Here is a 26,401-nt window from a genome sequence, read left to right as displayed (position 1 = left end):
CGCCTCGGCCGCGTCCACGTGGGCGTCTGAGAGCACGGCCCTCCGCACGGTCATCCCGTCCGCGTGGGCCTGCGCGGCCGTCCGGTCGGGCTCGGAGCCCTCAGGCCGTGGCATCGGACACCTCGATCCGGAAGAAGTCGGCGAGGATCGCCGCGACCGTGACCGGCTGCTCGGCCGGCGCGAGATGGGAGGCGTGGTCGACCACGACCGCCCGGCCGCCCGTGCCGTCGGCGATCTCCTCGGCGGACGCGGCGGGCGCCACCGGGTCGGCCGCACCGGCGAGGGCGAGGACCGGCACGGCCGCCTCGCCGAGTCGGGTGCGCAGGTCGAAGTCGGCGAGCGCCTCGCAGCAGCGGGCGTAGGACTCCTTGTCGGTGTCCTGGAGCGAGTTGAGCAGGCTGGTGCCGAGCCGGGGATTGCGCTCGAGGAAGCCGGGGGCGAACCACCGCCTCGCCGACCCCTCGATCATGACGGGTGTGCCGGCGCGCCTGACGAGCTCGGCGCGCTCGTGCCAGGCGCCCGCCTCGCCGATCTTCGCCCCGGAGCAGAGGACCGCGACACCGTCGAACCCCGCGGGGTGGTCGACCGCGAGCTGCAGGCCCACCGTCCCGCCCAGGGAGACGCCGGCGTACCAGACCCTGCCCTTGGCTGCGATTCGCTCGGACTCGGTTGCCGCGAGGACGGATTGGGCGAGGCCCGCCACGCTGAGCGGCTCGTCGGCGGCCGGGCTGCGGCCGTGGCCGGGCAGGTCCCAACCGATGACCCGCACGTCGCCGGGCAGCGCGGCGGCGCAGGCCGACCAGAGCGGTGTCACCGCCGTTCCGAGCGACGGGCCGACGACGAGAAGGTCCGCCTCGAGCGACCCGGTGCGCAGCTCGGTGACCGCAAGGGTGGGCGACATCAGGGACGACCCCCTTGGCCGGTGGTGGCGTGACCCTCGAGGGCCCGGTCGACGAGGGCGTCCGCGACCCCCAGGTATGCCGCCGGGCTCAGCAGGTCGTCGATCGCGGCGTCGGGCACGCCGTCCGGTGCCGCATCGGTGGGCAGAGCGGTGCGGAGCAGCGCCCACACCTCGTCGCGACCGGCGCCGGCGCGCAGCGCCGAGCGCAGCTTGGGCCCGAGCTCGTCGCCGTCGGGCAGCGTGGGGACGACGCGCAGGAGCCGCTCGGCGACGAGGGCCGGCCCCGCGGCATCGACGTTGCGGCGCATGGCGTCTGCGTGCACCTCGAGGCCGTCGAGGACGACGGCGAGCTGGGCCGCCGCGACGGGAACCGAGCCGAGCAGGCCCGCGAGCGGGCGCCACTCGGCGTGCCACGCCCCGTCAGGACGCTCGTCCGCGGCGAGTGCGGCGGCGGAGTGGAGGGCCGCGCCCAGGTGTGGCGCCACGATCGCCGCGCTCCGCACGAGGATCGAGAGGACGGGATTGCGTTTCTGCGGCAGCGTCGACGACCCGCCCCGCCCCTCCGCAGCCGGTTCCGACAGCTCCCCTAGCTCGGGACGGGACATCAGGACGATGTCGCCGGCGATCTTGCCCAGGGCGTCGGCCGTCCGCACAAGGACGTCACCGAGCCGGGTCACCGGGCCGCGGTCGGTGTGCCAGGGGCGGCCGGCGGGGGCGAGGCCGAGCTCCTCGGCGAGCAGGTCGGCGGCCTCGTGGGCGCGACCGGGGGCCAGTGCGTCGATCGCGGCCAGGGTGCCGGCCGCCCCGCCGCACTGGACGGGCAGGGCCCGGGCAGCTGCGCTCGCCTCGGCCCGCGCCCCGTCGAGCGCGGTGAGCCAGCCGGCGGCCTTGGCGCCGAAGGTGGTCGGGAGGGCGGGCTGGGACAGGGTCCGGGCGACGAGGAGGGTGTCTCGGTGGGTGTCCGCGAGCCGCGCGGTCGCGTGGGCGGCGGCGCCGAGCCGGTCGATGACGATCTCGAGCGACCGGTGGGCGAGCAGCATCAGCGCCGAGTCGAGGACGTCCTGGCTCGTCAGGCCGCGGTGGACCGCGGTGGCGGCCGGCGTGTCGGTGCCGATCGACGAGCGCAGCGCGGCGAGCATCGGGATGACCGGGTTGCCGCCGGCCTCGACCGCCGCGTCGACGGGTGCCAGGTCGAAGTCGGTGGCGTCGGCATGCGCCAAGACGACCGCGACGTCGTCCTCGGTCACGAGGCCGAGCCGGGCCTGGACACGGAGCCAGCCGACCTCGACGTCGAGCATCGCCTGGAACACGGCGGCGTCGTCGATCAGGTGGGGCCAGCGGGTAGACCCTGGGGAGAGGAGCACCGGCAGTCAGACCTCGTGGTGGGGGAACTGGAGGAAGACGGTCTCCCGGTCGCCCTGCAGGCGCACGTCGAAGCGGAAGCTGCCGTCGTCGTCGGGGGTCGCGATGAGCGTCGAGCGCCGGTCCTCGTCCAGAGAGCTGAGGAACGGGTCGTTCGCGAGAGTCTCGGGGTCGTCCGGCAGGTAGACCCGAGTGAAGAGCCGACCCAGCAGGCCGCGGGCGAAGACCGCCATTGCGATGAACGGCGCTCTGCCCTTCGAGGTGGCACCCGGGGCGATGGTCGTGAACGAGTAGCCTCCGTCCCGCCAGGTCGAGATCCGGCCGAATCCCGTGAAGGCTCCCGGGTCGCCGGTGAGTGAGCCCGGCTGCCGAGGGATCACGCCGGAGCCGTCCGCCTGCCAGATCTCGAGCATCGAGTCCTGGATGCCGACACCCTGGCCGTCGGTGACGAAGCCGTGCAGCCGGATCGACCCCGCACTGCCCGGCGCCACGAGGCGCTCGCCGCCCTCGTACGGCAGCGCGAAGTGGTAGAAGGGACCGATCGTCTGTCCGGGCGTAGGCACGGGACCCATCCCAGCGGCATACGGCATGGTGTTGTCAGACATGGTCGCCCTCCTGCTCCGTGCGCGTGGCGTGCGGGCCGGTGAGGACGATGTCCCAGCGGAAGCCGAGCAGGTACTCGTGCTCGGAGAGGTCGTGGTCGTAGGTCGCGACCAGCCGCTCACGGGCCTTCGGGTCGGTGACCGACTGGTAGATCGGGTCGAGCGCGAAGAGCGGGTCGCCGGGGAAGTACATCTGGGTGATCATCCGCTGGGTGAACTCGCGGCCGAAGAGCGAGAAGTGCACGTGCGCGGGTCGCCAGGCGTTGCGGTGGTTGCCCCACGGGTAGGGGCCCGGCTTGATCGTGAGGAACGAGTAGCTGCCGTCGTCACCGGTGATGGTGCGGCCGACGCCGGTGAAGTGGGGGTCGATCGGCGCCGGGTGCTGGTCGCGCCGGTGGATGTAGCGGCCGGCGGCGTTGGCCTGCCAGATCTCGACGAGCTGGCCGGCGACGGGCCGGCCCTCGCCGTCGAGGACGCGCCCGGTGATCCGGATCCGCTCCCCGATCGGCTCGCCGCCGCGCTGGATCGTGAGGTCCGCCTCGAGCGGGTCCACGTCGCGGGTGCCGAAGACCGGCGACCAGAGCTCGACGCCCTCCGGGTCTGCGTGCTGCAGGGCCTTGGTCGGGTGCCGCAGCAGCGAGCTGCGGTAGGGCGCGAAGTCGAGGCGCGCCTGGGTGCGGTGCAGCCCCGCCTGCTCGTCCTGGCGCTGCAGGTCCTCGATCTCGGCGCTGATCTCCTGCTGCGACTCGGGCTCGCCCCGGTTCGGGGTCTCCTGCTGCTCGATCACGACTTCGCTCATCGCCCGATCTCCTTCGTCCCAGCCTCCGCCCACCGTACCCCTTGTGCGCTTTCTGCACAATAGTTCGCATAGCGCACACACGGCGGTCAGGAGGGACGCCCGCCGTCACCCCCGGCGTGGCGAGGCGTCGCCGCGCGAGCCGGCCTCGGCGTGGAGCTCCTTGGCCCGGTCGACGAGCGCGTCGGTCTGCCCCTCGCGCTTCTCGACCAGCCGGGTGTCCCGCGGCGGGAGCTGGATCGTCTCCGCGGCGTGCATCCCGGCCTGCAGCTCCCGGCCCCGTTCGACCTCGGCGTCGATCTCGGCGCCGAGCATGAGCGCGAGGTTCATGATCCAGAGGCCGAGCAGCACGATGATGACCGAGCCGATCGTCCCGTAGGTCGCGTTGTACTTGCTGAAGTTGGCGACGTAGAAGCCGAACGCGACGCCGGCGATCGCCATCGCGACCAGGGCGACGACCGACCCGAGGCTGACCCACCGGAACCGGGGCTGCTTGACGTTCGGCGTCGCGTAGTAGAGCACGGCGATGAGGGTGATCGCCAGCACGAGCACGATCGGCCACTTGACGATCGACCAGACCGTCAGGCCGACGGAGCCCAGCCCGATGGCGTCGGCGGCCGACTTCGCCACGGGACCGGAGAGGAACAGGATGCCGAGCATCACGACGACAAGCACGACCAGGACGACCGTGACGAGCAGGTAGAGGGGGCGCAGGATCCAGATCGGGCGGCCCTCCCCCACCTCATACAGCCGGTTCATCGCCCGGCCGAAGGCACCGACGTAGCCGGACGCCGCCCAGAGGGCGCCGAGGATCCCGACGATGAGCGCGATGCCGGCCTTGCTCGAGCTCGCGAGCTGCTGGATCGGGCCCTGCAGGAAGCTCGCCACCTCGGGGGTGGCGTGGTCGCGGATGAAGCCGGTCAGCGCGTCGGTCGTGCGCTTGCCCTGGCCGAAGATGCCGAGGAGCGAGACGACGGCCAGCAGCCCGGGCATCATCGACAGGGCCGCGTGGTAGGTCAGGGCCGAGGCGAGGTCCGTGCAGTTGTCCTTGCGGAACTCGAGCCAGGCCCGCCTCACCACATACGTCCACGTCGGCTTGGCGATCTCGGTGACCTCGTCGGGCTTCGGTGGCGCGTCCGGCGAGGGGGCCTGCGTGGCCTTCTCCTGGGTCCGTGCCGCGGCGTCCTTGTCATCCATCCGCTCGAAGTGCCCATCCCGGGCGGATCTACACGTCCGCGAGGAGCACGCCGCCCGGCATACCCGGGGACGGCGAGAGCCCGCCACCCACATGGGGGTGACGGGCTCTCGGAACGGGTCGGGACCTCCGTCAGGAGGCGTCCTCCTCGACCAGGAGGTTGCGGGTCTTGCTCGCGTCGAGCGGGATGCCCGGGCCCATCGTCGTGCTCATCGTGGCCTTCTCGATGTAGCGGCCCTTCGAGCTCGCCGGCTTGAGACGCAGGATCTCCTCGAGAGCGGCCGCGTAGTTCTCGACGAGCGACCTCTCGTCGAAGGAGGCCTTGCCGATGATGAAGTGGAGGTTCGCGTGCTTGTCGACGCGGAACTCGATCTTGCCGCCCTTGATGTCGGAGACGGCCTTGGCGACATCCATCGTCACGGTGCCGGTCTTCGGGTTCGGCATGAGGCCGCGGGGACCGAGGACCTTGCCGAGCCGACCGACCTTGCCCATCATGTCGGGCGTCGCGACGACGGCGTCGAAGTCGAGCCAGCCGCCGGCCACCTTCTCGAGCATGTCGTCCGAGCCGACGAAGTCGGCGCCGGCCTCACGGGCGGCCTCGGCCTTGTCGGCCTGGGCGAAGACGAGGACCTTGGCGGTCTTGCCGGTGCCGTGCGGCAGGTTGACGGTGCCACGGACGGCCTGGTCGGCCTTGCGGGGGTCGACGCCGAGGCGGAACGCGACCTCGACGGTCTCGTCGTACTTGGCCTTGGCCGTCTGCTTGGCGACCCGGACCGCCTCGAGCGGCGGGTAGACCTTGCCCGGCGCGACGAGCTCGGCCGCGGCGCGGTAGTTCTTGCTGCGCTTCATGATGCTCCTTGTGATCTGTGTGGAGTCGTGGTGCAGGACCAGCGCCTGGCCCTCCCACTGCCCACCAGCATGCTGTATGCCGCTGGGCTGAGCTCAGGAATGACGTGCAGTCAGAGCCCTGAGCTCCATGGTCGCCCTATCTCAGAGCTCCGTATCGATACCCATCGAGCGAGCGGTCCCCGCGATGATGCGCGCGGCCATCTCCTCGTCGTTGGCGTTGAGGTCTTCCATCTTCTGCCGGGCGATCTCGAGGACCTGGTCCCGGGAGAGCTTGGCGACCTTCGTCTTGTGCGGCTCGCCGGAGCCCTTGGGCACCCCGGCGGCCTTCTTGATCAGCTCGGCGGCCGGCGGCGTCTTCGTGACGAACGTGAACGACCGGTCTTCGTAGACCGTGATCTCGACCGGGATGACGTTGCCGCGCTGGGACTCCGTCGCGGCGTTGTACGCCTTGACGAACTCCATGATGTTGACGCCGTGCTGGCCGAGGGCCGGACCGACGGGCGGGGCCGGGGTGGCCTGGCCGGCCTGGATCTGCAGCTTGATGAAGCCGGAGACCTTCTTCTTGGGGGGCATGGATGCCTACCTTCTTCGTTGTGGGCCGACGCCGTGGGCGATGACCCGGTTGCATTGCCTCGGACGGCAGCCCGAGGCGGGTTCTTGGGAGGACGCCTAGATCTTGGCGACCTGGCTGAAGGACAGCTCGACCGGCGTCTCGCGGCCGAAGATCGACACGAGCACCTTGAGCTTCTGCGACTCGGGGATGATCTCGGAGATCGTCGCCGGCAGCGTCTCGAAGGGGCCCTCCATGACGGTGACGGACTCGCCGACCTCGAAGTCGACGACGGCCGGCTGCTTCGCGGCGGTGCCCGCGGCGGCCGCGCCCGTGGCCTTCGCGCCCTGAACGGCGGGGATCGACGGCGCGAGCATCGTGACGACCTCGTCGAGCAAGAGCGGCACCGGCTGGTGCGCGTTGCCGACGAAGCCCGTGACACCGGGCGTGTGGCGCACCGCGCCCCAGCTCTCGTCGGTGAGGTCCATCCGGACGAGGACGTAGCCGGGCATCCGGACGCGCCGGACGAGCTTCTTCTGGCCGTTCTTGATCTCGGTCACCTCTTCCATGGGGACCTCGATCTCGAAGATGAAGTCCTCCATGTTGAGGGTCTGGATGCGCGTCTCGAGGTTGGCCTTCACGCGGTTCTCGTAGCCGGCGTACGAGTGGACGACGTACCACTCGCCGAACTTCGTGCGCAGGTCGCGCTTGAACGCCTCGACCGGGTCCTCGTCGGACTCTGCGGCAGCTGAGACACCCTCGGCCGGCACGTCCTCGGCCACGTCACCCTCGGCCGCGACCGGGGCCTCGTCCTCGGCGACGGAGTCGTCCTCGTCAGCGGCCTCAGGCAGAGCCTGCTCGGCGTCGTCCTCGACGACGGTCTCCTGGTCCACGGCGTCGTCCTGCTCGACCGGAGCGGCCGCCTCGTCGGCACCGACCTCGCGGTCGGTGACGTCTGGCTCGGCGTGGACGCTCTCGGCGGCGTACTCGTCGGACACGGTTGACCTACTTCCTCGCTATCGGTTCAGCCTGCGGCTGGTTGGGCATCGGGCTCGGCCCGTCAGAGGACCTTCCCCGTGAAGGCCCAACTGATGAGCTTGCTCCACACGAAGTCGAGCCCGGACACCACCGCCATGATCACCAGCACGAACACGATCACGACGGTCGTGTAACGCACGAGTTCGGGGCCAGTCGGCCGGACGACCTTGCGCAGCTCGTCGAGGATCTGCCGGATGAACAGGGCGATGGCGCCGTAGAAGCGCGACACCGGATTGCCGCGTCGCGCCCGACCCGTACGGCCGGACCCGCGCTTGGCGCTCGTTTCGGTCACGCTTCCTACTTTCTGCCAGCACACCTGATGCGCAGGGCAAGAGGGACTCGAACCCCCAACCGCTGGTTTTGGAGACCAGTGCTCTACCAATTGAGCTATTGCCCTACACCGGCCCTGTTGGGAGGAACCGGTGGGACGGCATGCGTCAGCATGGCCAGCATCGACCGTCCGGATGAAGATCATACGGGACGATCAGGCCCGAGGCGAACCGGTGAGAAGAGGTATGCCGCTGACCTCCCTCGGCGGCCGTGCGCGGTCACGCTCACGCGGACCCTGCCCAGCGGCATACGACTGCCTTCTCGGCCGCGAGCCGCAATCCGGACGGCGGGCACCGCGCCGGGACGGGAGTGGGAGGATCGGCGGGTGGCATCCTCGCGCACCCCCCTCGCGTCCCTGTCCGACGACGACCTTGCGGCCTTCCTCGCCGACCGGCAGCAGGCCTACGCCGAGCTGCAGGCCAAGGGCCTGAAGCTCGACCTCACGCGGGGCAAGCCGTCCTCGGCACAGCTCGACCTGTCGGACGAGCTGCTCAAGCTGCCGACGACGACGCGGGACCGGTCCGGCACGGACGTGCGCAACTACGGCGGGCTCGAGGGCCTGCCCGAGCTGCGCGAGATCTTCGCCGAGCTGCTGGCCGTCGAGCCGGCACAGGTAGTGGTCGGCGGCAACTCGAGCCTCACCCTGATGTACAACGTCGTCGTCGACTTCCTCCTCTTCGGCGGCGTCGAGTCGCCGCAGCCGTGGTCCCGGGAGGAGAAGGTCCGCTTCGTGTGCCCGGTCCCCGGCTACGACCGGCACTTCGCCCTGCTCGAGGAGCTCGGCATCGAGATGGTCAATGTCGACATGCACGAGGACGGCCCGGACATGGACGCCGTGGAGGCCCTCGTCCGCGACGACGCCAGCGTCAAGGGCATCTGGATCGTGCCGACCTATGCCAACCCGAGCGGCGCGGTCGTCTCCCAGGAGATCGCCGCCCGGCTCGCGTCGATGCCGACGGCCGCCCCCGACTTCACGATCTTCTGGGACAACGCCTACGCGTTCCACCACCTGACCGAGGACGAGACCAAGAGCGCCGACATCGTCAGCCTCAGCATGGCTGCCGGCCATCCCAACCGGCCAGTCGTGTTTGCGTCGACCTCGAAGATCACCTACGCCGGCGCCGGAGTCGCGGCCCTGGCGGCCTCGGTCGACAACATCGCCTGGTTCCTCCGGCACCTCGGCAAGAGCTCCATCGGGCCGGACAAGGTCAACCACCGGCGGCACGTCGAGTTCTTCGGGTCGGCGGAGGGCCTGCGTCGGCACATGCAGAAGCACCGCGAGATCCTCGCCCCGAAGTTCGCGGCGGTCGACACGGCGCTGCGCGAGGGCCTCGAGGGGCTGGACATCGCCGAATGGAGCCACCCGCTCGGCGGCTACTTCGTCAACCTTGACGTCCTCGACGGGACCGCGTCGCGCGTCGTCCAGCTCGCCAAGGACGCTGGCATCGCCCTCACACCGGCCGGCTCCTCCTTCCCCTATGGGCGCGACGCGCGGGACCGCAACATCCGGCTCGCCCCGACGATGCCGGTGCTCGACGACGTCCGCACGGCGATGGAGGGCGTCGCGACGTGTGTGGCGTTCGCCGCAGCCGAGAAGCTGATCACCGAGCGCCGAGCGGGTAGGTAACGTCGGAGCAGAGGGCGGGCACCGCCCCGGAGCGAGCCTCTGAAGGATCGAACCTCCCTGGATCGGAAGGAGAGCACGATGAGTGACACCCAGCCGAACGAGAACATCGAAGAGGGCCCCACCACCTACAGCACGGACGACGAGGACCAGCTGCAGCCGGAGGACACCCTGATCGAGGAGGACGTGAACGATCCTCTCGACCGCGGCTACTCCCCCAGCGAGGCGCCGCGCGGCGTCGATGCGTTCGGCACGACGGCTCGTGAGCAGTCGGAGCAGGAGACCATCGACCAGCGGATCAAGCAGGAGGTGCCGGACCCCACCACGGCCTACGGCGCCCCTGACAACGAGAGCGGCCTCGACGACGAGGACGACCGCGTCGGCGGCGACGACCCCGACTCGATCGATGCCGAGGACGACTGGCTCGGCGACCCCGAGGTCGGGGACAAGCGGGCCGGGCGCCTCGTGGCCGAGGACGAGGGTGCACACGAGGACACCGAGAAGGACATGGTGGCGCAGGACGTCGGCATCGACGGAGCGGCCGCCTCGGCGGAGGAGGCCGCGGTCCACATCATCGGCGTGCCGGACTACGAGGAGTGACCTCACCGGCCGGCGCGGCGCGACCGCTCGACCGCCTGCCCAAGGCGCACCTGCACCTGCACTTCACCGGCTCGATGCGGATCGAGACGGTCCGCGACCTGGCCCGCGGTCATGGCGTCCGGCTCCCGGACGCGCTCGTCGAGGCCTGGCCGCCTCGGCTGAGGGCCACCGACGAGCGGGGCTGGTTCCGCTTCCAGCGGCTCTACGACACGGCACGAGCCTGCGTGCGCGGTGAGGCCGACATGCGCCGGATCGTGCGGGAGGCCGCCGAGGACGACGCGGCCGAGGGGTCCCGGTGGCTCGAGCTGCAGATCGACCCGACCTCCTACGCCCCCTTCGTCGGCGGCATCACACCAGCCCTCGAGATCGTCCTCGACGAGGCCCGCAAGGTCTCGGCAGCGGGCCCGACCCAGGTGGCGCTCATCGTCGCGGCGAGCCGGACCCGGCACCCCTTCGAGGCCCGGACGCTGGCGCGCCTGGCGGCGCACCACGCCGGCGACGGACCGGGGCAGGTCGTCGGCTTCGGACTGTCCAACGACGAGCGTCGCGGCACGACGGAGGACTTCGCCCCTGCCTTCCGGATCGCGGAGCGCGCCGGCCTCGCCCTCGTCCCGCACGGGGGTGAGCTGCTCGGTGCCCAGGCCGTCATGGAGACGCTCGAGGCACTGCACCCGGACCGGATCGGCCACGGCGTGCGCTCCGTCGAGGACCCGCAGGTGCTCGACGCTGTGGCCGAGGCCGGCGTCGCACTGGAGGTCTGCCCGGGCAGCAACGTCGCGCTCGGGGTCTACCCGTCGATGGCAGAGGTCCCGCTCCGCGCCATCGTGGACGAGGGGATCCGCGTCGCCCTAGGCGCGGACGACCCGCTGCTCTTCGGCCAACGGCTCACCGCGCAGTATGCCGCTGCCCGCGAGCTGGGCTTCGACGACGCCGGGCTCGCCGACCTGGCCCGGCAGTCGATCCTCGCGAGCCGGGCCCCCGGACCGGTTCGCGCCGCAGCCCTCGACGACATCGACGCGTGGCTCGCGCAGGACGCGCAGCTGCTGGCCCACCAGGCGTGAGTTTGCTCTGCCTCCGCCTCGGCCCTCATGCTGGACCGGTCATGAACACGAACCCCTCTGCTCGTCCCGCCCGCTCCCATCCCGCCCGTCGGGGGTTGCGGACGGCCGCCGCCGTGGTGGCCGTCGCCCCGTTCCTCGCGCTCGCCGCCTGCTCGGGTGAGGCACCCATCACGAGCGCGACGGCCACGACCGCGCCGGAGACCGGCGCCACCGCCGCCCCGACCGGTGGCGAGACGGCAACGGGGGCGCCGACGACGGCTACGACGCCCGGACCGAGCCCGACGACCCTCACCACCAAGGGCAGCATCAAGGACGACGTCCTGGGTCATGTCATCACCCCCGCCAAGGTCGTGGTGAACCTGCCATGGCCCGACAACCACCCGATCGCGGCGGAACACTTCGAGCTCGTCGGCGTCGAGGTCAAGGTGCAGGCGGGCTCGCGCTACTCGGCCAACGTCACGCCCGACATGTTCGCGCTCAAGACGTCGTCGCCCGACCCGGTGCCGGCCACGAACGAGTTCAAGGGCGCGCTCGGCAAGGAGCTGGCGACCGTCAACCGCGGCAAGACCGGGAGCGGCTGGCTCATCTTCAAGGTCGAGAAGGGCAGCACCACCGCCCTCGAGCTGCGCTTCAACCGGCCCGCCTACGACGTGAAGACGACGGACAAGACGATCCCGGCGAAGTCGTTCTCCCTCAAGCTGACGCCCTGACCGCGGACCGGTCACTCCCCACGTCTAGCGGTCACTTTGGCACCGTCGACCGGTCACTCTCCCGCTCAACCGGGGTGCGTCAGAGGGTCTCGCCGAGCAGGATCGGCTCGTTGACGAGGCGGATGCCGAAGGCGGCCTCGACGCCGTCCCTCACCCGCCGCGCGAGCTCGACCACCTGGCTCGCCGTCGCCCCGCCCCGGTTCGTCACGGCGAGGGTGTGCTTCGTCGAGAGGGCGGCGGCCCCGGGAAGCCCGAAGCCCTTGGCGAAGCCGGCCTGGTCGATGAGCCACGCGGCACTCGTCTTGACCCGGCCGTCGGGCTCCGCCCAGCGCGGCGGCGTCGGCCCCTCGAACCCGAGGCGCTCCGCTGCGCGCTCCGCTAAGGCGTCGAACTCGTCCGGCGTGAGGATCGGGTTGGTGAAGAACGACCCGCATGACCACGTGTCGTGGTCCTCGGGGTCAAGCACCATCCCGCGCCGCCGCCGCTGCTCGAGCACGGCCTCGCGGGTGTCGCCGAGCGGCACCCGGGTGCCGAGCTCGACGCCGAGGCCCCGGGCCAGGTCCGCATAGCCGATCGGCGTCGAGAGGTCGGCGATCTCGAACTGGAAAAGGACGTCGAGGACCACCCACCGGTCGCTGCCCTTGAACCGGGAGTGCCGGTAGGTGAAGTGGCAGTCCGGCCCGGCGAACGTATGCACGCGCTGCTCTTGGCGGTCCCAGGTACGGACCTGGGCGATCGTCTGGGCGACCTCCTGGCCGTAGGCGCCGACGTTCTGCACCGGGGTGGCGCCGGCGAGACCCGGGATGCCACTCAGCGCCTCGATCCCGGCCCAGCCCTCAGCGACGGCGCGGGCCACGACCTCGTCCCATGGCTCACCCGCTGCGACCCGGACCATCGCCCCGCCGCAGTAGTCGGCCGAGAGCGGCTCGACCCCGCTAGTCGCGACCTTCACGACGGTCCCGGGGAAGCCCTCGTCGGGGATGACGACGTTCGACCCGCCCGAGAGGAGCAGCAGCGGCTCGTCGGCGTCGTCGACCTCACGGACCGCATCGACGAGATCGTCCGTCGTCTCGGCCGTGACCAGACGCGCGGCAGCGCCCCCGACCCGCATCGTGGTGAGTGGGGCGAGCGGGACGTCGAACTCCTCGCGCATGTCCCGAAGGCTCAGTCGAGCCGGACGACGGCGACGGCCTTGCCGAGCACCTTCGAACCGCCCGAGGTGGCGGTCAGCTCGACGGTCGCGCGCCGGGTCTCGGCGTCGACCGCCTTGACGACACCGCTCACGTCGATGTCGGCGCCCTCCTCGTAGGGCACGACGACGGGCTTGGTGAACCGGACGCCATACTCGACGACGCGGCCCGCGTCACCGGCCCAGTCGGACACGACGGTGACGGCCGAGCCCATCGTGAACATGCCGTGGGCGATGACGTCGGGCAGGCCGACGCTCTTGGCGAACCGCTCGTCCCAGTGGATCCGGTTGCGGTCCAGGGACGCCCCGGCGTACTGGACGAGCCGGGCGCGGTCCACGTGGATGGTGTGGGCCGGTAGCCGGTCGCCGACGGCCACCGCGTCGAAGGCCCGGACGCCGCTCGTGGCCTGGGTCTGGTCGGTCATCACTCGCCTCCTCGGATGACGATGGTCGACGTCGCCGTGCACACCGGCTCGCCCGACTCGGTCGCGAGCTCGGTCCGGGTCGTCACCATGGCGTGCCCACCAGCCTCGCGGACCGCGTCGACGTGGAGGGTGCCGACGATGGAGTCACCCGCCGTGAGCGGCCGATGGTGGACGAACTTCTGCTCGCCGTGCACGACCCGTGAGTAGTCGATGCCCGCCTCGGGGTCGATGATCAGCTGCCGGTCGCACTGCTGGGCGATGAGGACGGCGAAGGTCGGCGGCGCGATGACATCGCCGTAGCCCCTCGCCCGCGCCACCTCACGGTCGACGTGAACCGGATCGGCCGAGCCCACCGCCTCCGCGAACTCGCGGATCTTCGCCGCGCTCACGCCGTAGGGCTCCGTCGGCGGGTAGGTGCGCCCTTGGAAGTCTGCGTTCACCGGCATGCGGGCAGCCTATCGGCTGCCGAGTCCGCGCCCCGTCGGCGGTCGGCGGCGCGTGCAGCGGCACGAGAGGTATGCCGCTCGACGGGCTCACCGGCATACGAAAAGGACCGCTCCCCGGCCATGCGGCTCGGGGAACGGTCCTTCGAAGACTGGCGTCAGCGGGTCTCGCGGTGCTCCGTGTGGTGCCCGCAGTTGGGGCAGAACTTCGCGAGGGAGAGCCGGTCGGGGTTGTTCCGGCGGTTCTTCTTCGTGATGTAGTTACGGTGCTTGCAGTCGACACACGCCATCGTGATCTTGGGACGGACGTCGGTGCTCTTGCTGGCCACGGCAACCTGCTCTCGGGTCGTGCTTCTACGTTCGGGTGGTCACGCGGGCCTGCGGAAAACGCGGCAGGCGCACGGGCGCGACGCTCAAGGTTACGCGACACCGGTGCGTTTCGAGAAATCATCCCGAACGCACCGGTCGCGCTCCAGTAGCGGGAGCGGGACTCGATCCCGCGACCTCACGATTATGAGTCGTGCGCTCTAACCAGCTGAGCTACCCCGCCATGGGCGCCTGCCGTCCCGAGGGACAGCCGGCGGACCAGAGCCCCCTGTCGGAATCGAACCGACGACCTTTTCCTTACCATGGAAACGCTCTGCCGACTGAGCTAAGGGGGCACAGCCAAAGGGAGCGTGCCCGAGGGCAGCCGCTGACCTGCTGTGCAGCGGTGAGACTACACGGTGCCGGGGCCACAGGTGAAATCGGCGCATGGCCCGCGCAGGCAGACAGCTCACTCGCTCGGATGGGTCTCGAGGGCACGCCGCGCGTCCGCCTCCGCACGCGCCTTGTCGTCCCGTATGCCGCTCAGCCCGTCGAGCTCGTCCGTCGCCTTCGCGAGACGATCCTTCGCTGTGGCGAGCTGCCGCTCGAGGTCGGCGACGCCCTCGCGGGCCTCCTCGACGCGGGCCTGCTGGACCTCGACCCGGCGCTCGGCGTCCGCGGCCGCGTGGCTCGCCTGCTCCAGCAGCCGCTCGAGCCGGACGCGCTCCGCGGCGAGCGCGGCCCGCCGGCGCTCCTCCTCTGCGGCCCGGGCGGCCTCGTCGTCCTCGCTGGAGCCCGCCTGCTCCTCGTCCGTGGCCCCCCCGGGGATGACCTTGAGGTGGCGAGGAGCGACGGCGGCCACGCCCTCGATGTCGACATCGCCGAAGCCGGAGTACTGCAGCGGCTTGACGAGGGCACCCGTCATGATCGACTCCTCGGCGCCTTCGTCGGCGATGAAGGCGGTCAGGGTCTGGCGGATCTCGTCGCCGACCGCGTCGCTGACGGGTTGCCCTGCGGTTCGGGCGGCCGACTCCACCTTGCGGGCGAGCGCGTCCACCCGTCTGGCCCGCTCCCGGGAGAGCAGCCGGAGCTGGTCGGCGTCGAGGGTGCGCTGGGCCTCCCGCAGCAGCTCCGCGAAGTCGTGGAACGTATCGAGCTCATCGGGGTGCTCGCGGACGAAGTGGTTGAGGGCCCAGGCGGCCACCGTCGGCTTCCGGAGGGCGCCGACCTGTTTCGCGAGGTCCTTCTCCCCGGCCTGCTTTGCCTCGGCGACGATCGTGGACCGCACCGACATGAAGTCGCCCGGCGCAGCGGCATACAGCTGCTGGACGGCGGCGCGCAGGTGCAGGATCACGCCCCCATCCTCACCCACCCGGGGTGGCTGGAGGGGCGAACGGCTCACTCGCCGTCCACCCCGTGTGTAGTCAGCGCTCCGCCCCATCTGTCGCACCGGTCGGGCAGGCTGGGGCCATGATCTGGATCTGCGCGACCTGCGCTGTGGAGACCGACGACCTCACCGACCCACCTGCCGAGTGCGCGATCTGCAGCGACGAGCGGCAGTGGGTGCCTGCCACGGGCCAGGCGTGGACCACGCTGGACTCCTTGCGCGACAAGGGAACTCGAATCACCATCGAGGCGGTGGAGCCGGGCCTGTGGGGACTGCGCGCGGACCCGGAGGTCGGGATCGGCCAGCAGACGATGGTCGTCGTGACGGGCGAGGGGACGGTGCTGTTCGACTGCATCGGCTACATCGACGCGGGGACGGTCGACTTCGTGCGGTCGCTCGGCCCCACCCTCGCGGTCGCGGCCTCCCACCCCCATATGTATGGCGTCCAGACGGAGTGGGCGCGAGCACTTGGAGGCGTGCCGGTCCTGGTCGCCGAGGCGGACCGCGAGTGGATGCGGCGGCGAGACCCGCTCGTCGAGTTCTACCGCGACGGGCGCCCGTTGGCAGACGGCCTCGCCCTGCATCGCGTCGGTGGGCACTTCCCGGGACAGGCCGTCGTCGAGTGGCGCTACGGCGCAGATGGACGCGGGGTTCTGCTGGCCGCGGACGCGATCTTCCCCAACCCCGACCGCAAGTCGGTCAGCTTCCTGCGGAGCTATCCGAACCGGATCCCCTTGTCGGCCAACGTGGTCCAACGGATCGCCGCGCAGGTGGAGGCGATGCACTTCGACCGGCTCTACAACAACTTCGGCACCGTCGTTCCGTCCAGCGCGAAGCAGATCATCCGGTCCTCGGCTGACCGGCATGCCGCCTGGGTCCGGGGCGACCACGACGACCTGACCTGAGGGGAGCGGTCGCGGATGTCGGCCGTCGTGGGGGCTCGGAGGGGATTCACAAGCGCGTGCGCCTAGCATCGGGGGCGTGTTCCTGCTCCACGCACCCTCGACGCTCCACTACCTCATGCCCGCGACGCGTGCGTTCGGCGCCGGACGGCTCTTCTGGCTGATCATCCTGGTCTTCCTCCTCATCATGGCTGCCTTCATCGTGCCGCTCGAGCTGCGCCTGCGCCGGGAACGTCGGGCGGAGCGCCGGCAGGGCGGCTCCCCTACCTCTCGCGACGACAGGTAGGGGCGCCAGAGCGACCTGCCGGCTGCGGCGGCAGGCTCGCGCGGCGGCGTGAGCCGTTGCACTCCTCGGGTAGAGGAAGGCACATCGGTGCCGACCGGTGCCGTGCCACATTCCCGTGAGGAGGGAACATGAGCGACAGCCAGACGTCCTCGGCGGACGACCCTCAGGCCACCGGCGGTCTCGCCGACGGAGGGGCCAACCCGACCGCCCACGATGGTGGAGCGGATGGCGGCGCTGACACGGCCACCGGCGGAGCAGGCGGCGGCATGAGTGAGGAAGGCACCGCGGACGGCGGTGCCAACCGGATGGGCGAGGACGGCGGCGCCGACGGAGGCGCCGGCTCCGGCATGAGCAGTGGCGGCACCGGCGCAGCCGGCGTTCCCGGCGGGGTGACCGGTGACGGCGCCGCGACGGGTGGTGCCGGCGGCATGACGGGCGAGGGCACCGCCGACGGCGGGGCGGACACCGATGCCCAGGACGGCGGGGCCGACGGCGGCGCCGGCTCGGGAAGCGCGCGCGGCTCGGGCATGGGATCCGCTGGATCCGGCATGACCGGGGAGGGCACCGCCGACGGCGGGGCGGACACCAATGCCGAGGACGGCGGGGCGGACGGCGGCGCCGGCCAGTCGAGCTGATATGAGCACCAGCACCACGAGCCGGGTGTCCGCCGCGCACGGTGGGCACCCGGCATTCGCCGAGCTGGTGTCCGTTCCTCTCGACGAGTTCGCGCAGCGCTACTGGTCCAGGCAGCCGCTCGTCTCCAGGGCCGAAGAGCTTGCCGGCGACCCCGCCGGGCTGCTCGACGCGGCGGCGGTGGACGAGCTCGTCTCCTCGCGGGCCCTGCGCGTGCCCTTCGTCAGGGTGGCCAAGGAGGGCCGCACCCTGGGTGACGCCGAGTTCACGCAGGGCGGCGGCGTCGGCGCGGAGATCGCCGACCAGGTGAGCGACGACAAGCTCCTGCGTCTGTTCCGGGACGGCGCGACGATCGTCCTGCAGGGGCTCCATCGGTCGTGGCAGCCGGTCCTGACCTTCTCGCAGGCCCTGAGTGAGCAGCTGCGGCATCCGGTACAGGTCAACGCCTACGTGACGCCGAGCCAGAACCGCGGCTTCAACGACCACTACGACGTCCACGACGTCTTCGTCCTGCAGACCTGCGGAGAGAAGCGGTGGCGGTTGCACCCGCCGGTCCACGAGGCACCGCTGCGGGACGAGCCGTGGACCGAGTACCGGAGCGGGGTGGAGGTCGCGGCCCAGCAGGAGTCCTCGCACGAGTTCACCCTGCGGCCGGGCGACTGCCTCTACCTGCCCCGCGGGTGGCTCCACTCCGCGACGGCGCTCGGCGGCGTCAGCATCCACCTGACGATCGGGGTGCACGTCTGGACGCGCCGGCACCTGGCCGACGAGCTGATGAGGCTGGCGCTCGGCTCTGCCAGCAAGGACGCGGCCCTGCGTGCCTCACTGCCCGTCGGGGTGGACGTCGGCTCCGCCCAGGACATCGGCGACGACGTCGATCAGGCCCGAGCGGCCCTCATCGCGGCGCTCCAGGCCGCCACGCCGGACCAGGTGGCCGCCGCCCTCGAGTGCCGGTGGCGGGGTGCCGTGCGCGCGGCGCCGATCGGGCCCCTGGCCCAGCTCGAGGCGGCAGAGCGGCTGCGGCCGGAGACCGGTCTCCGCCTGCGCGAGCACCTCGTCGCGCGGCTCGACCCGCAGCTGGACGGGACTGTGCGCCTGGTCAGCCGGGCGGCGGCCCTCACCCTGACGGCCGCAGAGGGGGACGCGCTCACGGCACTGCTCGACGGGGAGACGCTTCCGGCCGATCTCATCGGGATGGAGCTCGCGTCCCGGCTCCTCCGAGCCGGGCTCGCCGTCCCGGACCGCTGACCCGGGCACCCCACGAGAACTGGTCACAGCTCCAGTTCTCGTGGTCTCCGGGGCGCTCCGCCGCGAGAAGTGGCCACGACGCCAGTTGTCGTGGGGCCGGCCCGCGGGAGCTACACGAGCGACGAGAGGGCGGCTCGGGCCCCGACCATCGCGGGGCCGTACCAGGTCAGCAGCCGTCCGCTGCAGAGAGCGGTCCGGACTCGGCGGAAGGCCTCCGGCCCGTCCTGCTCGGTGAAGACGTAGGGCTCGTCGGGGAGCAGGACCAGGTCGAGGTCGTCCCGGTCGAGCTCCGCCAGGTCCACGTGCGGGTAGCGCTCCTCCCCTGTGCCGAAGACGTTCTCCCAGCCGATCCGGGCGATGAGGTCACCGGTGAAGGTCGACGACCCCACGACCATCCACGGGTCGCGCCAGATCGCCACGGCGACGCGCGCCGTCGGCACGGGGACGGGCCCAGCCCACTCCCGCTCCGCCTCGTCCAGCCAGGCCGGCACCTCGACGGCCAGGGCCTGGCCGAAAAGCCGCCGCATCGAGGTGAGGGCCTGCGGGACGGTCTCGATGTCCGTCACCCAGACCGGGACCCCGGCATCACGGAGCCGCCGCACGTCGAGCTCGCGGTTCTCCTCCTTGTTCGCGACGACGAGATCGGGACGAAGCTCCTTGATGACATTGAGGTTCGGGTTCTTGGTACCCCGGACTCGTCGCACGTCAAGGTCTCCCGGATGGGTGCACCAGTCGGTCGCGCCGACGAGGACCTCCGGGCAGGTGGCCGCGATCGCCTCGGTCAGCGACGGCACCAACGACACAACGCGCCGGGGAGCCCCAGCCAGCTCGGCGGCGTGCCCCAGGTCGTCGGCCACCACCCGCCGAGAGCCAGTGTCCGCCACGTGTCTCAGACGTTGCGGCGGTACTGGCCGCCGACCTCGAAGAACGCCTCCGTGATCTGCTGCAGCGAGCACACCCGCGCGGCGTCCATGAGCACGTCGAACACGTTGCCGCCCTCGATCGCGACCTTCCGCAGCTCCTCGAGCGCCTGGGCCGCCTCGGCCTCGTGCTCCTTCTGGTAGGCGCGGACCCGGGCGAGCTGGGACTCCTTCTCCTGCTCGGTGGCGCGCGCCAGCTCGATCTTCTTCGGTTCCCCTCCCTCGTGCGGGTTGCGGAAGGTGTTGACGCCGACGATCGGCAGCGACCCGTCGTGCTTGCGGTGCTCGTAGAGGAGCGACTCGTCCTGGATCTTGCCGCGCTGGTAGCCGGTCTCCATCGCACCGAGGACACCACCCCGCTCGGTGATCTTGTCGAACTCCTTGAGGACCTCCTCCTCGACGAGGTCGGTCAGCTCCTCGATGATGAACGAGCCCTGCAGCGGGTTCTCGTTCATCGCGAGGCCCCACTCGCGGTTGATGATGAGCTGGATCGCGAGCGCCCGCCGCACCGACTCCTCGGTCGGGGTCGTCACGGCCTCGTCGAAGGCATTGGTGTGCAAGGAGTTTGCGTTGTCGTAGATCGCGCAGAGGGCCTGGAGCGTCGTGCGGATGTCGTTGAACTGCATCTCCTGCGCGTGCAGGGACCGACCGGACGTCTGGACGTGGTACTTCAGTTTCTGGGAGCGGTCGTTGGCGCCGTACTTCTCCTTCATCGCGATCGCCCAGATGCGCCGGGCCACGCGGCCGAGGACGTTGTACTCCGGGTCCATCCCGTTGCTGAAGAAGAACGAGAGGTTCGGCGCGAAGTCGTCGACGTTCATGCCCCGCGCGAGGTAGCTCTCCACGTAGGTGAAGCCGTTTGCCAGGGTGAACGCGAGCTGGCTGATGGGGTTCGCGCCGGCCTCGGCGATGTGGTAGCCCGAGATCGACACCGAGTAGAAGTTGCGCACCTTGTGCTCGATGAACCACTCCTGGATGTCGGCCATCATCTTGAGCGAGAACTCGGTGCTGAAGATGCAGGTGTTCTGGCCCTGGTCCTCCTTGAGGATGTCGGCCTGCACCGTGCCCCGCACGTTGGCGAGCGTCGCCGCCCGTATGCCGCTCCGCTCGCTCTCGCTCGGCTCGCGGCCCTCACGCTCCCGGAAGGCGTCGACCTGCTGGTCGATGGCGGTGTTGAGGAAGAAGGCGAGGATCGTGGGCGCGGGGCCGTTGATCGTCATCGACACCGACGTCGTCGGGCTGACGAGGTCGAAACCGTCGTAGAGCGCCTTCATGTCGTCGAGCGTCGCGATCGAGACCCCGGACGTGCCGACCTTGCCGTAGACGTCGGGTCTCGGGTCGGGGTCCCGACCGTAGAGCGTCACCGAGTCGAACGCGGTCGACAGCCGGGTCGCGGGCTGGCCCTCGGAGAGGAGCTTGAACCGGCGGTTCGTCCGGAACGGGTCGCCCTCGCCGGCGAACATCCGCGCGGGGTCCTCGCCCTCGCGCTTGAAGGGGAACACACCGGCCGTGAAGGGGTAGTAGCCCGGCAGGTTCTCCTTGCGCAGGAACGTCAGCAGCTCGCCGTGGTCCGTGAAGCGCGGCAGAGCCACCCGGGGAATCTTGTTGCCCGACAACGACTCTCGGGTCAGCTTGTTGACGATCTCCTTGTCGCGGATCTTCACGACCTGCTCGTCGCCGGAGTAGGACTCGACGAGGGAGGGCCAGTCCGCCAGCTGCTTTGCGACGGCACCGGGCAGGTCGCCGCGCGCGTGCTCGAGCAGGTCCCCGACGCTCGCGCTGTCGGAGCCGGCCTGCTCCAGCTCGCCCCGCACGGCCTCGAGCTGCTGCACGCGGCGTGCCTGAGCGGCATACTCCTGGGTCTTGGCGTGGTAGCCGCGGACCGTCTCGCTGATCTCGGCGAGGTAGCGGACACGGGAGGCGGGCACGACGGTCGCGATGCGGGTCGACTTCTTCGTCGTGACATGGGGCAGCACGCCCTCCTCGACGGGCAGGCCCGCGTCGGCGAGGAGGTCGCGGACGTGCTGGTAGAGGGCGGTGACCCCGTCGTCGTGGAAGGTCGCTGCGGACGTGCCGTAGACCGGCATGTCGTCGGGGCCCTTGCCGAACGCCTCGCGGTTGCGGACCATCTGGCGGCCGACGTCGCGCAGCGCGTCCTCGGCGCCGCGCCGCTCGAACTTGTTGATCGCGACGACGTCGGCCTGGTCGAGCATGTCGATCTTCTCGAGCTGGCTGCTGGCGCCGAACTCCGGCGTCATGACGTAGAGGGAGACGTCGGAGTGGTCGACGATCGCGGCGTCGCCCTGCCCGATGCCCGGGGTCTCGAGGATGACGAGGTCGTAGCCGGCCGCCTTCGCGATGTCGACGACCTGGTCGAGGTTGTCGGGGACCTGGCTGCGCCCGCGGGTGGCCATCGAGCGGAAGAGGACCCGCTCGCCGTCGAGGGACGACATCCGGATGCGGTCGCCGAGGAGAGCGCCGCCGCCGCGCCGACGCGTCGGGTCGATGGCGATGACGGCCACGCGCAGCTTGTCCTGCTGGTCGAGCCGGAGCCGGCGGACGAGCTCGTCGGTGAGCGAGGACTTGCCCGAGCCGCCCGTGCCGGTGATGCCGAGGATCGGCACGGTGCGCCTGGCGGCCGCCTCGCGGATTCCGGCGACGAGGTCGGCCGGCAGCTCATCCTCCTGGGCGCCCGTCATCGCGCGGGCGACATGTGCCCGGTCCCCCGAGACGATTGCGGCGAGGTCAGGGTGGCTGACCTCCCACGGGTCGAAGTCGCAGTCCTTGATGACCGAGTTGATCATGCCGACGAGGCCGAGCCGCTGCCCGTCCTCCGGACTGAAGATCGTGACCCCGGACTGCCGCAGCCGGGCGATCTCCTCGGGGACGATGACGCCGCCACCACCACCGACGACCCGGATGTGCTCGGCGCCGTTCTCCTTCAGCAGCTGGACGAGGTACTCGAAGTACTCGACGTGGCCGCCCTGGTAGGACGAGACCGCGATGCCCTGCACGTCCTCGTCGACCGCCGCGTCGACGACCTCCTGGACCGCACGGTTGTGGCCGAGGTGGATCACCTCCGCGCCCTGGCTCTGCATGATGCGCCGCATGATGTTGATCGACGCGTCGTGGCCGTCGAACAGGCTCGACGCGGTGACGATGCGGACGTGGTGCTTCGGCTCGTAGAGCGCGGGCTTCTCGGACATGGAGCACTCCGGTGTCGCAGGGAGCTGACGCGAGAAATAGTAGGACTTCCTAATAATGGACGTCAACGCAACGGCGACCTACGATGACCGCATGACGGCCGAGACCTCCGACACGCGGGACCGCCCCGCTCCGCTTGCAGCGGACCCGATCGCGTCCGCGCGTGAGCAGTGGGTCGAGCACGGCTGGGAGGATGCGGCGCCCGGGATGGCGGCCATCACCTCCCTCATGCGGGCGCACCAGATCGCCCTCGCCCGTGTCGAGGCGACCCTCAAGCCGCTCGGTGTCAGCTTCGCCCGCTACGAGGTGCTGATGCTGCTCCTCTTCAGCAAGCGGGGGTCGCTGCCGATGAAGCTTGTCGCCTCGCGCCTGCAGGTGCACCCGACGAGCGTGACGAACGCGGTCGACCGGCTGGAGGGGGCCGGGCTCGTCACCCGGGAGGCCCATCCGGGCGACCGGCGGGCGCTCATCATCACGCTCACTCCGGAGGGACGGGCCGTCGCGGAGAAGGCCACGGCGGCCCTCAACACCGAGGTCTTCGCACGGCCCGGGCTCGGCGCTGGTGACGTCGAGGCGCTCATCCGCGTGCTGGGCAGGATGCGGCAGCAAGCCGGCGACTTCTGACGTCTGCCGGTGCGCCGACGGGTTGTGGCGCAGAATCAGGCCATGTCCCTGCTCGAGCGGGAGCACCTCCTCCGGCTGCTGACCGAGTACGCCGACGAGGCACGCACCGGGGCGGGCCGGCTGGTCCTCGTCACCGGTGAGGCAGGCGCGGGCAAGACGAGCCTCGTGGACGCCGCCGAGGGACGGATCGCCGCGCAGTGGCTCCGGACCGCCTGCGACGGCCTGTTCACTCCCCGGCCGCTCGGTCCGATCTTCGACCTGGCGGACCTCGTCGGCGGCGACCTGCTCGAGGCAGCGCGCCGCGACGCCTCCCGTGAGGAGCTCTTCACCCGTGTGCTCCACGCCCTCCGGGACCCCGGGAAGCGACTCACGGCCCTCGTCATCGAGGACGTCCACTGGGCCGACGAGCCGACGCTCGACCTGGTCCGGTTCCTCGGCCGTCGGCTAAGGGACCTGCCCGTCCTGGTCATCCTCACCTTCCGCGACGACCAGCTCGGACGCGACGCACCCCTGCGCGTGTGCGTCGGTGATCTTGCATCGTTCGCCGGCACCAGGCGGCTGTCCGTTCCCCCGCTGACGGAGGCCGCCGTCGCGGAGCTCGCCGCAGACACCGGGATCGACGCTGCCGAGGTGCATCACCTGACAGGCGGCAACGCCTTCCTCACCGTGGAGGTGCTGCAGGCAGGGCCACTCCGCGCGGGCAGCACCCCTCCCTCCGTGCGGGACGCGGTGCTGGCCCGGACGGCGCGCCTCGGGCCGGGAAGCCGCTCGGTGCTCGAGGTGTGCGCCCTGCTCGGCCGGCTCGTCGAGCCCGATCTCCTCGCGGACGTCGTCGCGGCGACCGGTACCGGGCTCGTGGCGACAGAGGGGCGGAACACTGCGCCTGGGCCGGAGCTCGTCACCGCCGGTCTCGACGACCTCGTCGCCGCCGGCCTCCTCGTCACCGACGGCCCCTGGCTGCGCCACCGTCACGAGCTGACCCGGCTCGCGGTCGAGGGCGAGATGCCGCCGCACCGCCGCGCCGGCGTTCATGCCGCCATCGTCGGAGCCCTCCTGTCCCGACCGGATGCGGACCCGGCGCGCGTCGCCCACCATGCCGACGCCGCCGGCGACTCCGCCCTGGTCCTCGAGTACGCCCCTCGCGCCGCGGCCCGGGCCTCGGCCCTCGCGGCGCATCGGGAGGCGGCCACCGAGTACACACGCGCGCTGCGGCACTCCGGCGCCGCCCCGGACCTCGTCCGAGCCGGCCTCCTGCACGAGCTCGCCGTCGAGCTGACCCTCATCGACGAGTGGCCTGACGCCGAACGAGCCCACGAGGAGGCACTGGCCGTATGGCGCCAGGTCGGGGACGTCCACCGGCAGGGCGACGAGCTGTGGCGCATCGCTCGGCTGCAGGGCTCCCCCGAGGCGGCCCGGCTCACGGCACTGCGCGCCGTCGAGCTCCTCGAACCGCTCGGTCCATCCGAGCCGCTCGCGTGGGCCCGGACCATGGCAGCCGCCGCTGCGATGCAGGCCGGTGCCGCCGCCGAGGCCCTCGAGGACTGCCGGCAGTCCAAGGCCCTGGCCGACCTCCTCATCCTTCCAGCCGTCCGCAGCTCGGCGCTCAACACGGAGGCCTGCGTGCGTGCCGCCCTCGGCGAACCGGGCTGGGCGGACCAGCTCCAGGAGGCCCTCGACGTCGCCCTCGAGAACGGGGACGCGATGCAGGCGGCGCGGGCCTACACCAACCTGGTCGGCACCCATGCCGGACGCTGCGAGTTCGCGGCCGTCGAGCACTGGTACCTGGAGGGATCCGCGTTCTGCGACGACCACGACATCGGCACGTACGGCAACTGCATCCGGGGCTACCGCGCGCTCAGCCTCGTCCCCCAGGGCCGCTGGGAGGAGGCGCTCGCCGTCGCGGGCGACATCCTCCGCAGCAGCCGCTCCCCCGCCAACCGCGCCGAGGCGCTGCTCGCGATGGCCACGGTCCAGTCCCGCCGCGCGGGGTCGAATGCCGCCGCGACGGTGCAGCAGCTGCACGACGAGGCGCTCCGCTCGGGGTCCGGCTACTGGGTCGCCGTCGCCGACCTTGCCCGAGCGGAGTCGCACTGGGTCGTCGGAGACACCGAGGCCGCACGGGCGGCGCTCCCGCCCCTGAACGCCGAGGGCGTGCTGAGCGACGCATGGGAGCGCAGCAACCTGCGGGCCTGGTGGCAGCGCATCTCGGGAGAGGCGGTCGAGGCTCCTGCGGATGCACCGGGCCCGTACGCGCTCATGTTCGCCGGTGACGTCGAGGGCGCCGTCGCCGCCTGGGACCGCCTCGGCTGCCCCTACGACGCCGCCCTCACCCACCTCGATGCGGCGACGCACCACCGGCCCAACACCGAGCAGCACCTCCGCCACGCCTTGGCCCGCCTCGAGGCCCTCGGCGCAGCGGCGACCGCGGACGTGGTCCGCGCTCGGATGCGAGAGCACGGCATGAAGCGGATCCCACGCCCGGCCCGTGCGGCAACCCAGGCCCACCCGCTCGGCCTCACGGCCCGGGAGCACGACGTCCTGGAGCTGCTGGCGCAGGGCCAGAGCAATGCCGCCATCTCCGAGCGCCTCTTCATCTCCCCCAAGACTGTCGACCACCACGTCTCGGCGGTCTTGACCAAGCTCGGGGTCGCGAGCCGCGGCGCCGCCGTCGCCGCGGCCCAGCGGAGTGGGGTCCTCCCGGCCGCAAGATAGGGAGTTCTCCCGATCCGAGGCGGGCCCTGCCGTTCCTACCGTCGAGAGACGACGCCGGGAAGCACCGGCCGGGAACTGAGGAGCGGAAATGCCACTGTTCATGGACGTCCACGAGCTCGGCGGGGAGGTCAGCATCGACGACGTCGCCAAGGCGCACCTCGCCGACCTGCAGACTCAAGGCAGGTTCGACGTGCGCTACCTGCGCTACTGGGTCAACGAGAGCCAGGGCCGCATCTTCTGCCTCGCCGAGGCACCGTCGGCGGACGCCGCCGCGACCGTCCACCGCGAGGCGCACGGCCTCGTCGCCAACGAGATCTTCGAGGTGAAGGAGGGCAGCTGAGGGGATCTCCCACGATCGAGCGCTTCGTCCTCCACGTTGCTTCCAGCGCGGTGACGGCTGTGACGAAGCGCTCACTCGACGGGTGGGGGGCGCACCACGCGGGCGGTATGCCGGTCAGCGAGCCAGCTGGGCGGCATACCGCCCGCTCGTCGTCCTCGGCCGCG

General features: G+C 71.3%; 27 protein-coding genes and 3 tRNA genes. 11 read left to right on the top strand and 19 right to left on the bottom strand.

Translation table 11 applies throughout. The features are described from left to right. Window positions 1-100 precede the first annotated feature (100 nt). The 10 genes from ACTHJJ_RS03235 to ACTHJJ_RS03190 all read right to left on the bottom strand — a co-directional run bounded on the left by ACTHJJ_RS03235 (window position 101) and on the right by ACTHJJ_RS03190 (window position 7,690). On the bottom strand, window positions 101-901 hold the full coding sequence (locus ACTHJJ_RS03235; RefSeq protein WP_440301496.1) for an alpha/beta fold hydrolase: 801 nt from the start codon (window positions 899-901) through the stop codon (window positions 101-103). Next, window positions 901-2,265, bottom strand: a complete 1,365-nt coding sequence (locus ACTHJJ_RS03230) for a lyase family protein (protein WP_440301495.1) — start codon at window positions 2,263-2,265, stop codon at window positions 901-903. The genes ACTHJJ_RS03235 and ACTHJJ_RS03230 overlap by 1 nt, the downstream gene beginning before the upstream one ends. Window positions 2,266-2,271: 6 nt before the next feature. Further along, the gene (pcaG, locus tag ACTHJJ_RS03225) at window positions 2,272-2,868 is read right to left on the bottom strand and encodes a protocatechuate 3,4-dioxygenase subunit alpha (protein ID WP_440301494.1); all 597 of its coding nucleotides are present in this window, start codon (window positions 2,866-2,868) and stop codon (window positions 2,272-2,274) included. Continuing rightward, entirely contained in the window at window positions 2,861-3,664 is an 804-nt protein-coding gene (pcaH, locus tag ACTHJJ_RS03220) for a protocatechuate 3,4-dioxygenase subunit beta (protein WP_440301493.1), read from the bottom strand. Before pcaH ends, pcaG begins: the two co-directional genes overlap by 8 nt. A 105-nt stretch (window positions 3,665-3,769) precedes the next feature. Continuing rightward, complete coding sequence (locus ACTHJJ_RS03215; protein WP_440301492.1) at window positions 3,770-4,858, bottom strand: YihY/virulence factor BrkB family protein; 1,089 nt, start codon at window positions 4,856-4,858, stop codon at window positions 3,770-3,772. A 130-nt stretch (window positions 4,859-4,988) separates the two neighbouring features. Then, window positions 4,989-5,705, bottom strand: a complete 717-nt coding sequence (gene rplA / locus ACTHJJ_RS03210; RefSeq protein WP_440301491.1) for a 50S ribosomal protein L1 — start codon at window positions 5,703-5,705, stop codon at window positions 4,989-4,991. Between the two features lie 141 nt (window positions 5,706-5,846). Then, on the bottom strand, window positions 5,847-6,278 hold the full coding sequence (gene rplK, locus ACTHJJ_RS03205) for a 50S ribosomal protein L11 (RefSeq protein WP_440301490.1): 432 nt from the start codon (window positions 6,276-6,278) through the stop codon (window positions 5,847-5,849). Between the two features lie 96 nt (window positions 6,279-6,374). Continuing rightward, window positions 6,375-7,253: a transcription termination/antitermination protein NusG gene (gene nusG / locus ACTHJJ_RS03200; protein ID WP_440301489.1), complete on the bottom strand. Its 879-nt coding sequence runs from the start codon at window positions 7,251-7,253 to the stop codon at window positions 6,375-6,377. A gap of 62 nt (window positions 7,254-7,315) precedes the next feature. Then, entirely contained in the window at window positions 7,316-7,585 is a 270-nt protein-coding gene (secE, locus tag ACTHJJ_RS03195) for a preprotein translocase subunit SecE (RefSeq protein ID WP_440301488.1), read from the bottom strand. A gap of 32 nt (window positions 7,586-7,617) precedes the next feature. Beyond that, window positions 7,618-7,690 (bottom strand) — tRNA-Trp (locus ACTHJJ_RS03190). 258 nt (window positions 7,691-7,948) lie between these two features. Here ACTHJJ_RS03190 and ACTHJJ_RS03185 point away from each other — a divergent pair. The 4 genes from ACTHJJ_RS03185 to ACTHJJ_RS03170 all read left to right on the top strand — a co-directional run bounded on the left by ACTHJJ_RS03185 (window position 7,949) and on the right by ACTHJJ_RS03170 (window position 11,618). Beyond that, a complete protein-coding gene (locus ACTHJJ_RS03185) occupies window positions 7,949-9,250 on the top strand; it encodes an aminotransferase class I/II-fold pyridoxal phosphate-dependent enzyme (RefSeq protein WP_440301487.1) in 1,302 nt (433 codons plus the stop codon). Between the two features lie 78 nt (window positions 9,251-9,328). After that, on the top strand, window positions 9,329-9,847 hold the full coding sequence (locus ACTHJJ_RS03180; protein WP_440301486.1) for a DUF5709 domain-containing protein: 519 nt from the start codon (window positions 9,329-9,331) through the stop codon (window positions 9,845-9,847). Continuing rightward, entirely contained in the window at window positions 9,844-10,908 is a 1,065-nt protein-coding gene (locus ACTHJJ_RS03175) for an adenosine deaminase (protein ID WP_440301485.1), read from the top strand. The genes ACTHJJ_RS03180 and ACTHJJ_RS03175 overlap by 4 nt, the downstream gene beginning before the upstream one ends. A 41-nt stretch (window positions 10,909-10,949) precedes the next feature. Next, window positions 10,950-11,618, top strand: coding sequence for a hypothetical protein (locus ACTHJJ_RS03170; RefSeq protein ID WP_440301484.1), 669 nt, complete (start codon window positions 10,950-10,952; stop codon window positions 11,616-11,618). Window positions 11,619-11,697: 79 nt separating this feature from the next. Here ACTHJJ_RS03170 and ACTHJJ_RS03165 read toward each other — a convergent pair whose 3' ends face one another. The 7 genes from ACTHJJ_RS03165 to ACTHJJ_RS03135 form a co-directional block, all read right to left on the bottom strand. Beyond that, a complete protein-coding gene (locus ACTHJJ_RS03165; protein WP_440301483.1) occupies window positions 11,698-12,771 on the bottom strand; it encodes a UDP-N-acetylmuramate dehydrogenase in 1,074 nt (357 codons plus the stop codon). A gap of 11 nt (window positions 12,772-12,782) precedes the next feature. Beyond that, the gene (locus ACTHJJ_RS03160; protein ID WP_440301482.1) at window positions 12,783-13,232 is read right to left on the bottom strand and encodes a MaoC/PaaZ C-terminal domain-containing protein; all 450 of its coding nucleotides are present in this window, start codon (window positions 13,230-13,232) and stop codon (window positions 12,783-12,785) included. Beyond that, the gene (locus tag ACTHJJ_RS03155) at window positions 13,232-13,678 is read right to left on the bottom strand and encodes an FAS1-like dehydratase domain-containing protein (protein WP_440301481.1); all 447 of its coding nucleotides are present in this window, start codon (window positions 13,676-13,678) and stop codon (window positions 13,232-13,234) included. The genes ACTHJJ_RS03160 and ACTHJJ_RS03155 overlap by 1 nt, the downstream gene beginning before the upstream one ends. Before the next feature lie 155 nt (window positions 13,679-13,833). After that, window positions 13,834-14,004 (bottom strand): 50S ribosomal protein L33, encoded by a 171-nt coding sequence (gene rpmG, locus ACTHJJ_RS03150; RefSeq protein ID WP_440301480.1) that lies wholly within the window; start codon window positions 14,002-14,004, stop codon window positions 13,834-13,836. A 147-nt stretch (window positions 14,005-14,151) separates the two neighbouring features. After that, window positions 14,152-14,225, bottom strand: a tRNA-Met gene (locus tag ACTHJJ_RS03145). A 39-nt stretch (window positions 14,226-14,264) separates the two neighbouring features. Next, window positions 14,265-14,337, bottom strand: a tRNA-Thr gene (locus ACTHJJ_RS03140). Window positions 14,338-14,450: 113 nt separating this feature from the next. Continuing rightward, the gene (locus tag ACTHJJ_RS03135; protein WP_440301479.1) at window positions 14,451-15,335 is read right to left on the bottom strand and encodes a hypothetical protein; all 885 of its coding nucleotides are present in this window, start codon (window positions 15,333-15,335) and stop codon (window positions 14,451-14,453) included. A 116-nt stretch (window positions 15,336-15,451) separates the two neighbouring features. Between ACTHJJ_RS03135 and ACTHJJ_RS03130 the strand changes: the two genes are divergently transcribed. The 4 genes from ACTHJJ_RS03130 (at window position 15,452) to ACTHJJ_RS03115 (ending at window position 18,437) form a co-directional block, all read left to right on the top strand. Then, window positions 15,452-16,273 (top strand): hydrolase, encoded by an 822-nt coding sequence (locus ACTHJJ_RS03130; protein ID WP_440301478.1) that lies wholly within the window; start codon window positions 15,452-15,454, stop codon window positions 16,271-16,273. A gap of 76 nt (window positions 16,274-16,349) precedes the next feature. After that, complete coding sequence (locus tag ACTHJJ_RS03125) at window positions 16,350-16,556, top strand: hypothetical protein (RefSeq protein WP_440301477.1); 207 nt, start codon at window positions 16,350-16,352, stop codon at window positions 16,554-16,556. Between the two features lie 128 nt (window positions 16,557-16,684). Continuing rightward, the gene (locus ACTHJJ_RS03120) at window positions 16,685-17,191 is read left to right on the top strand and encodes a BatC protein (RefSeq protein ID WP_440301476.1); all 507 of its coding nucleotides are present in this window, start codon (window positions 16,685-16,687) and stop codon (window positions 17,189-17,191) included. Window position 17,192: 1 nt separating this feature from the next. Beyond that, entirely contained in the window at window positions 17,193-18,437 is a 1,245-nt protein-coding gene (locus tag ACTHJJ_RS03115; RefSeq protein WP_440301475.1) for a cupin domain-containing protein, read from the top strand. Between the two features lie 110 nt (window positions 18,438-18,547). Here ACTHJJ_RS03115 and ACTHJJ_RS03110 read toward each other — a convergent pair whose 3' ends face one another. Together ACTHJJ_RS03110 and icmF are read right to left on the bottom strand one after the other, a co-directional pair. Then, a complete protein-coding gene (locus ACTHJJ_RS03110) occupies window positions 18,548-19,321 on the bottom strand; it encodes a helical backbone metal receptor (RefSeq protein ID WP_440301474.1) in 774 nt (257 codons plus the stop codon). 5 nt (window positions 19,322-19,326) lie between these two features. Next, entirely contained in the window at window positions 19,327-22,563 is a 3,237-nt protein-coding gene (gene icmF / locus ACTHJJ_RS03105) for a fused isobutyryl-CoA mutase/GTPase IcmF (protein ID WP_440301473.1), read from the bottom strand. 91 nt (window positions 22,564-22,654) lie between these two features. Between icmF and ACTHJJ_RS03100 the strand changes: the two genes are divergently transcribed. From ACTHJJ_RS03100 to ACTHJJ_RS03090, 3 genes are all read left to right on the top strand, one after another. After that, window positions 22,655-23,185: a MarR family winged helix-turn-helix transcriptional regulator gene (locus ACTHJJ_RS03100; RefSeq protein ID WP_440301472.1), complete on the top strand. Its 531-nt coding sequence runs from the start codon at window positions 22,655-22,657 to the stop codon at window positions 23,183-23,185. A gap of 42 nt (window positions 23,186-23,227) precedes the next feature. Further along, window positions 23,228-25,897, top strand: a complete 2,670-nt coding sequence (locus ACTHJJ_RS03095; protein WP_440301471.1) for a helix-turn-helix transcriptional regulator — start codon at window positions 23,228-23,230, stop codon at window positions 25,895-25,897. A gap of 88 nt (window positions 25,898-25,985) precedes the next feature. Further along, window positions 25,986-26,237, top strand: a complete 252-nt coding sequence (locus ACTHJJ_RS03090) for a DUF4242 domain-containing protein (protein ID WP_440301470.1) — start codon at window positions 25,986-25,988, stop codon at window positions 26,235-26,237. Window positions 26,238-26,401 lie beyond the last annotated feature (164 nt).

Source organism: Intrasporangium sp., assembly GCF_051961875.1.
Lineage (GTDB): Bacteria > Actinomycetota > Actinomycetes > Actinomycetales > Dermatophilaceae > Intrasporangium_A.
The sequence above is the reverse complement of the archived record's forward strand: the minus strand, read 5'-3'. Positions and strand labels throughout refer to the sequence as shown.

Bases quoted from the DNA above. Each gene is read 5' to 3' on its own strand.
- ACTHJJ_RS03235 (WP_440301496.1), bottom strand. From the start codon at position 901: ATGTCGCCCACCCTTGCGGTCACCGAGCTGCGCACCGGGTCGCTCGAG.
- pcaG (WP_440301494.1), bottom strand. From the start codon at position 2,868: ATGTCTGACAACACCATGCCGTATGCCGCTGGGATGGGTCCCGTGCCT.
- pcaH (WP_440301493.1), bottom strand. From the start codon at position 3,664: ATGAGCGAAGTCGTGATCGAGCAGCAGGAGACCCCGAACCGGGGCGAG.
- ACTHJJ_RS03215 (WP_440301492.1), bottom strand. From the start codon at position 4,858: ATGGATGACAAGGACGCCGCGGCACGGACCCAGGAGAAGGCCACGCAG.
- rplA (WP_440301491.1), bottom strand. From the start codon at position 5,705: ATGAAGCGCAGCAAGAACTACCGCGCCGCGGCCGAGCTCGTCGCGCCG.
- rplK (WP_440301490.1), bottom strand. From the start codon at position 6,278: ATGCCCCCCAAGAAGAAGGTCTCCGGCTTCATCAAGCTGCAGATCCAG.
- ACTHJJ_RS03180 (WP_440301486.1), top strand. From the start codon at position 9,329: ATGAGTGACACCCAGCCGAACGAGAACATCGAAGAGGGCCCCACCACC.
- ACTHJJ_RS03170 (WP_440301484.1), top strand. From the start codon at position 10,950: ATGAACACGAACCCCTCTGCTCGTCCCGCCCGCTCCCATCCCGCCCGT.
- ACTHJJ_RS03165 (WP_440301483.1), bottom strand. From the start codon at position 12,771: ATGCGCGAGGAGTTCGACGTCCCGCTCGCCCCACTCACCACGATGCGG.
- ACTHJJ_RS03160 (WP_440301482.1), bottom strand. From the start codon at position 13,232: ATGACCGACCAGACCCAGGCCACGAGCGGCGTCCGGGCCTTCGACGCG.
- ACTHJJ_RS03155 (WP_440301481.1), bottom strand. From the start codon at position 13,678: ATGCCGGTGAACGCAGACTTCCAAGGGCGCACCTACCCGCCGACGGAG.
- ACTHJJ_RS03130 (WP_440301478.1), top strand. From the start codon at position 15,452: ATGATCTGGATCTGCGCGACCTGCGCTGTGGAGACCGACGACCTCACC.
- ACTHJJ_RS03120 (WP_440301476.1), top strand. From the start codon at position 16,685: ATGAGCGACAGCCAGACGTCCTCGGCGGACGACCCTCAGGCCACCGGC.
- ACTHJJ_RS03115 (WP_440301475.1), top strand. From the start codon at position 17,193: ATGAGCACCAGCACCACGAGCCGGGTGTCCGCCGCGCACGGTGGGCAC.
- icmF (WP_440301473.1), bottom strand. From the start codon at position 22,563: ATGTCCGAGAAGCCCGCGCTCTACGAGCCGAAGCACCACGTCCGCATC.
- ACTHJJ_RS03100 (WP_440301472.1), top strand. From the start codon at position 22,655: ATGACGGCCGAGACCTCCGACACGCGGGACCGCCCCGCTCCGCTTGCA.
- ACTHJJ_RS03095 (WP_440301471.1), top strand. From the start codon at position 23,228: ATGTCCCTGCTCGAGCGGGAGCACCTCCTCCGGCTGCTGACCGAGTAC.
- ACTHJJ_RS03090 (WP_440301470.1), top strand. From the start codon at position 25,986: ATGCCACTGTTCATGGACGTCCACGAGCTCGGCGGGGAGGTCAGCATC.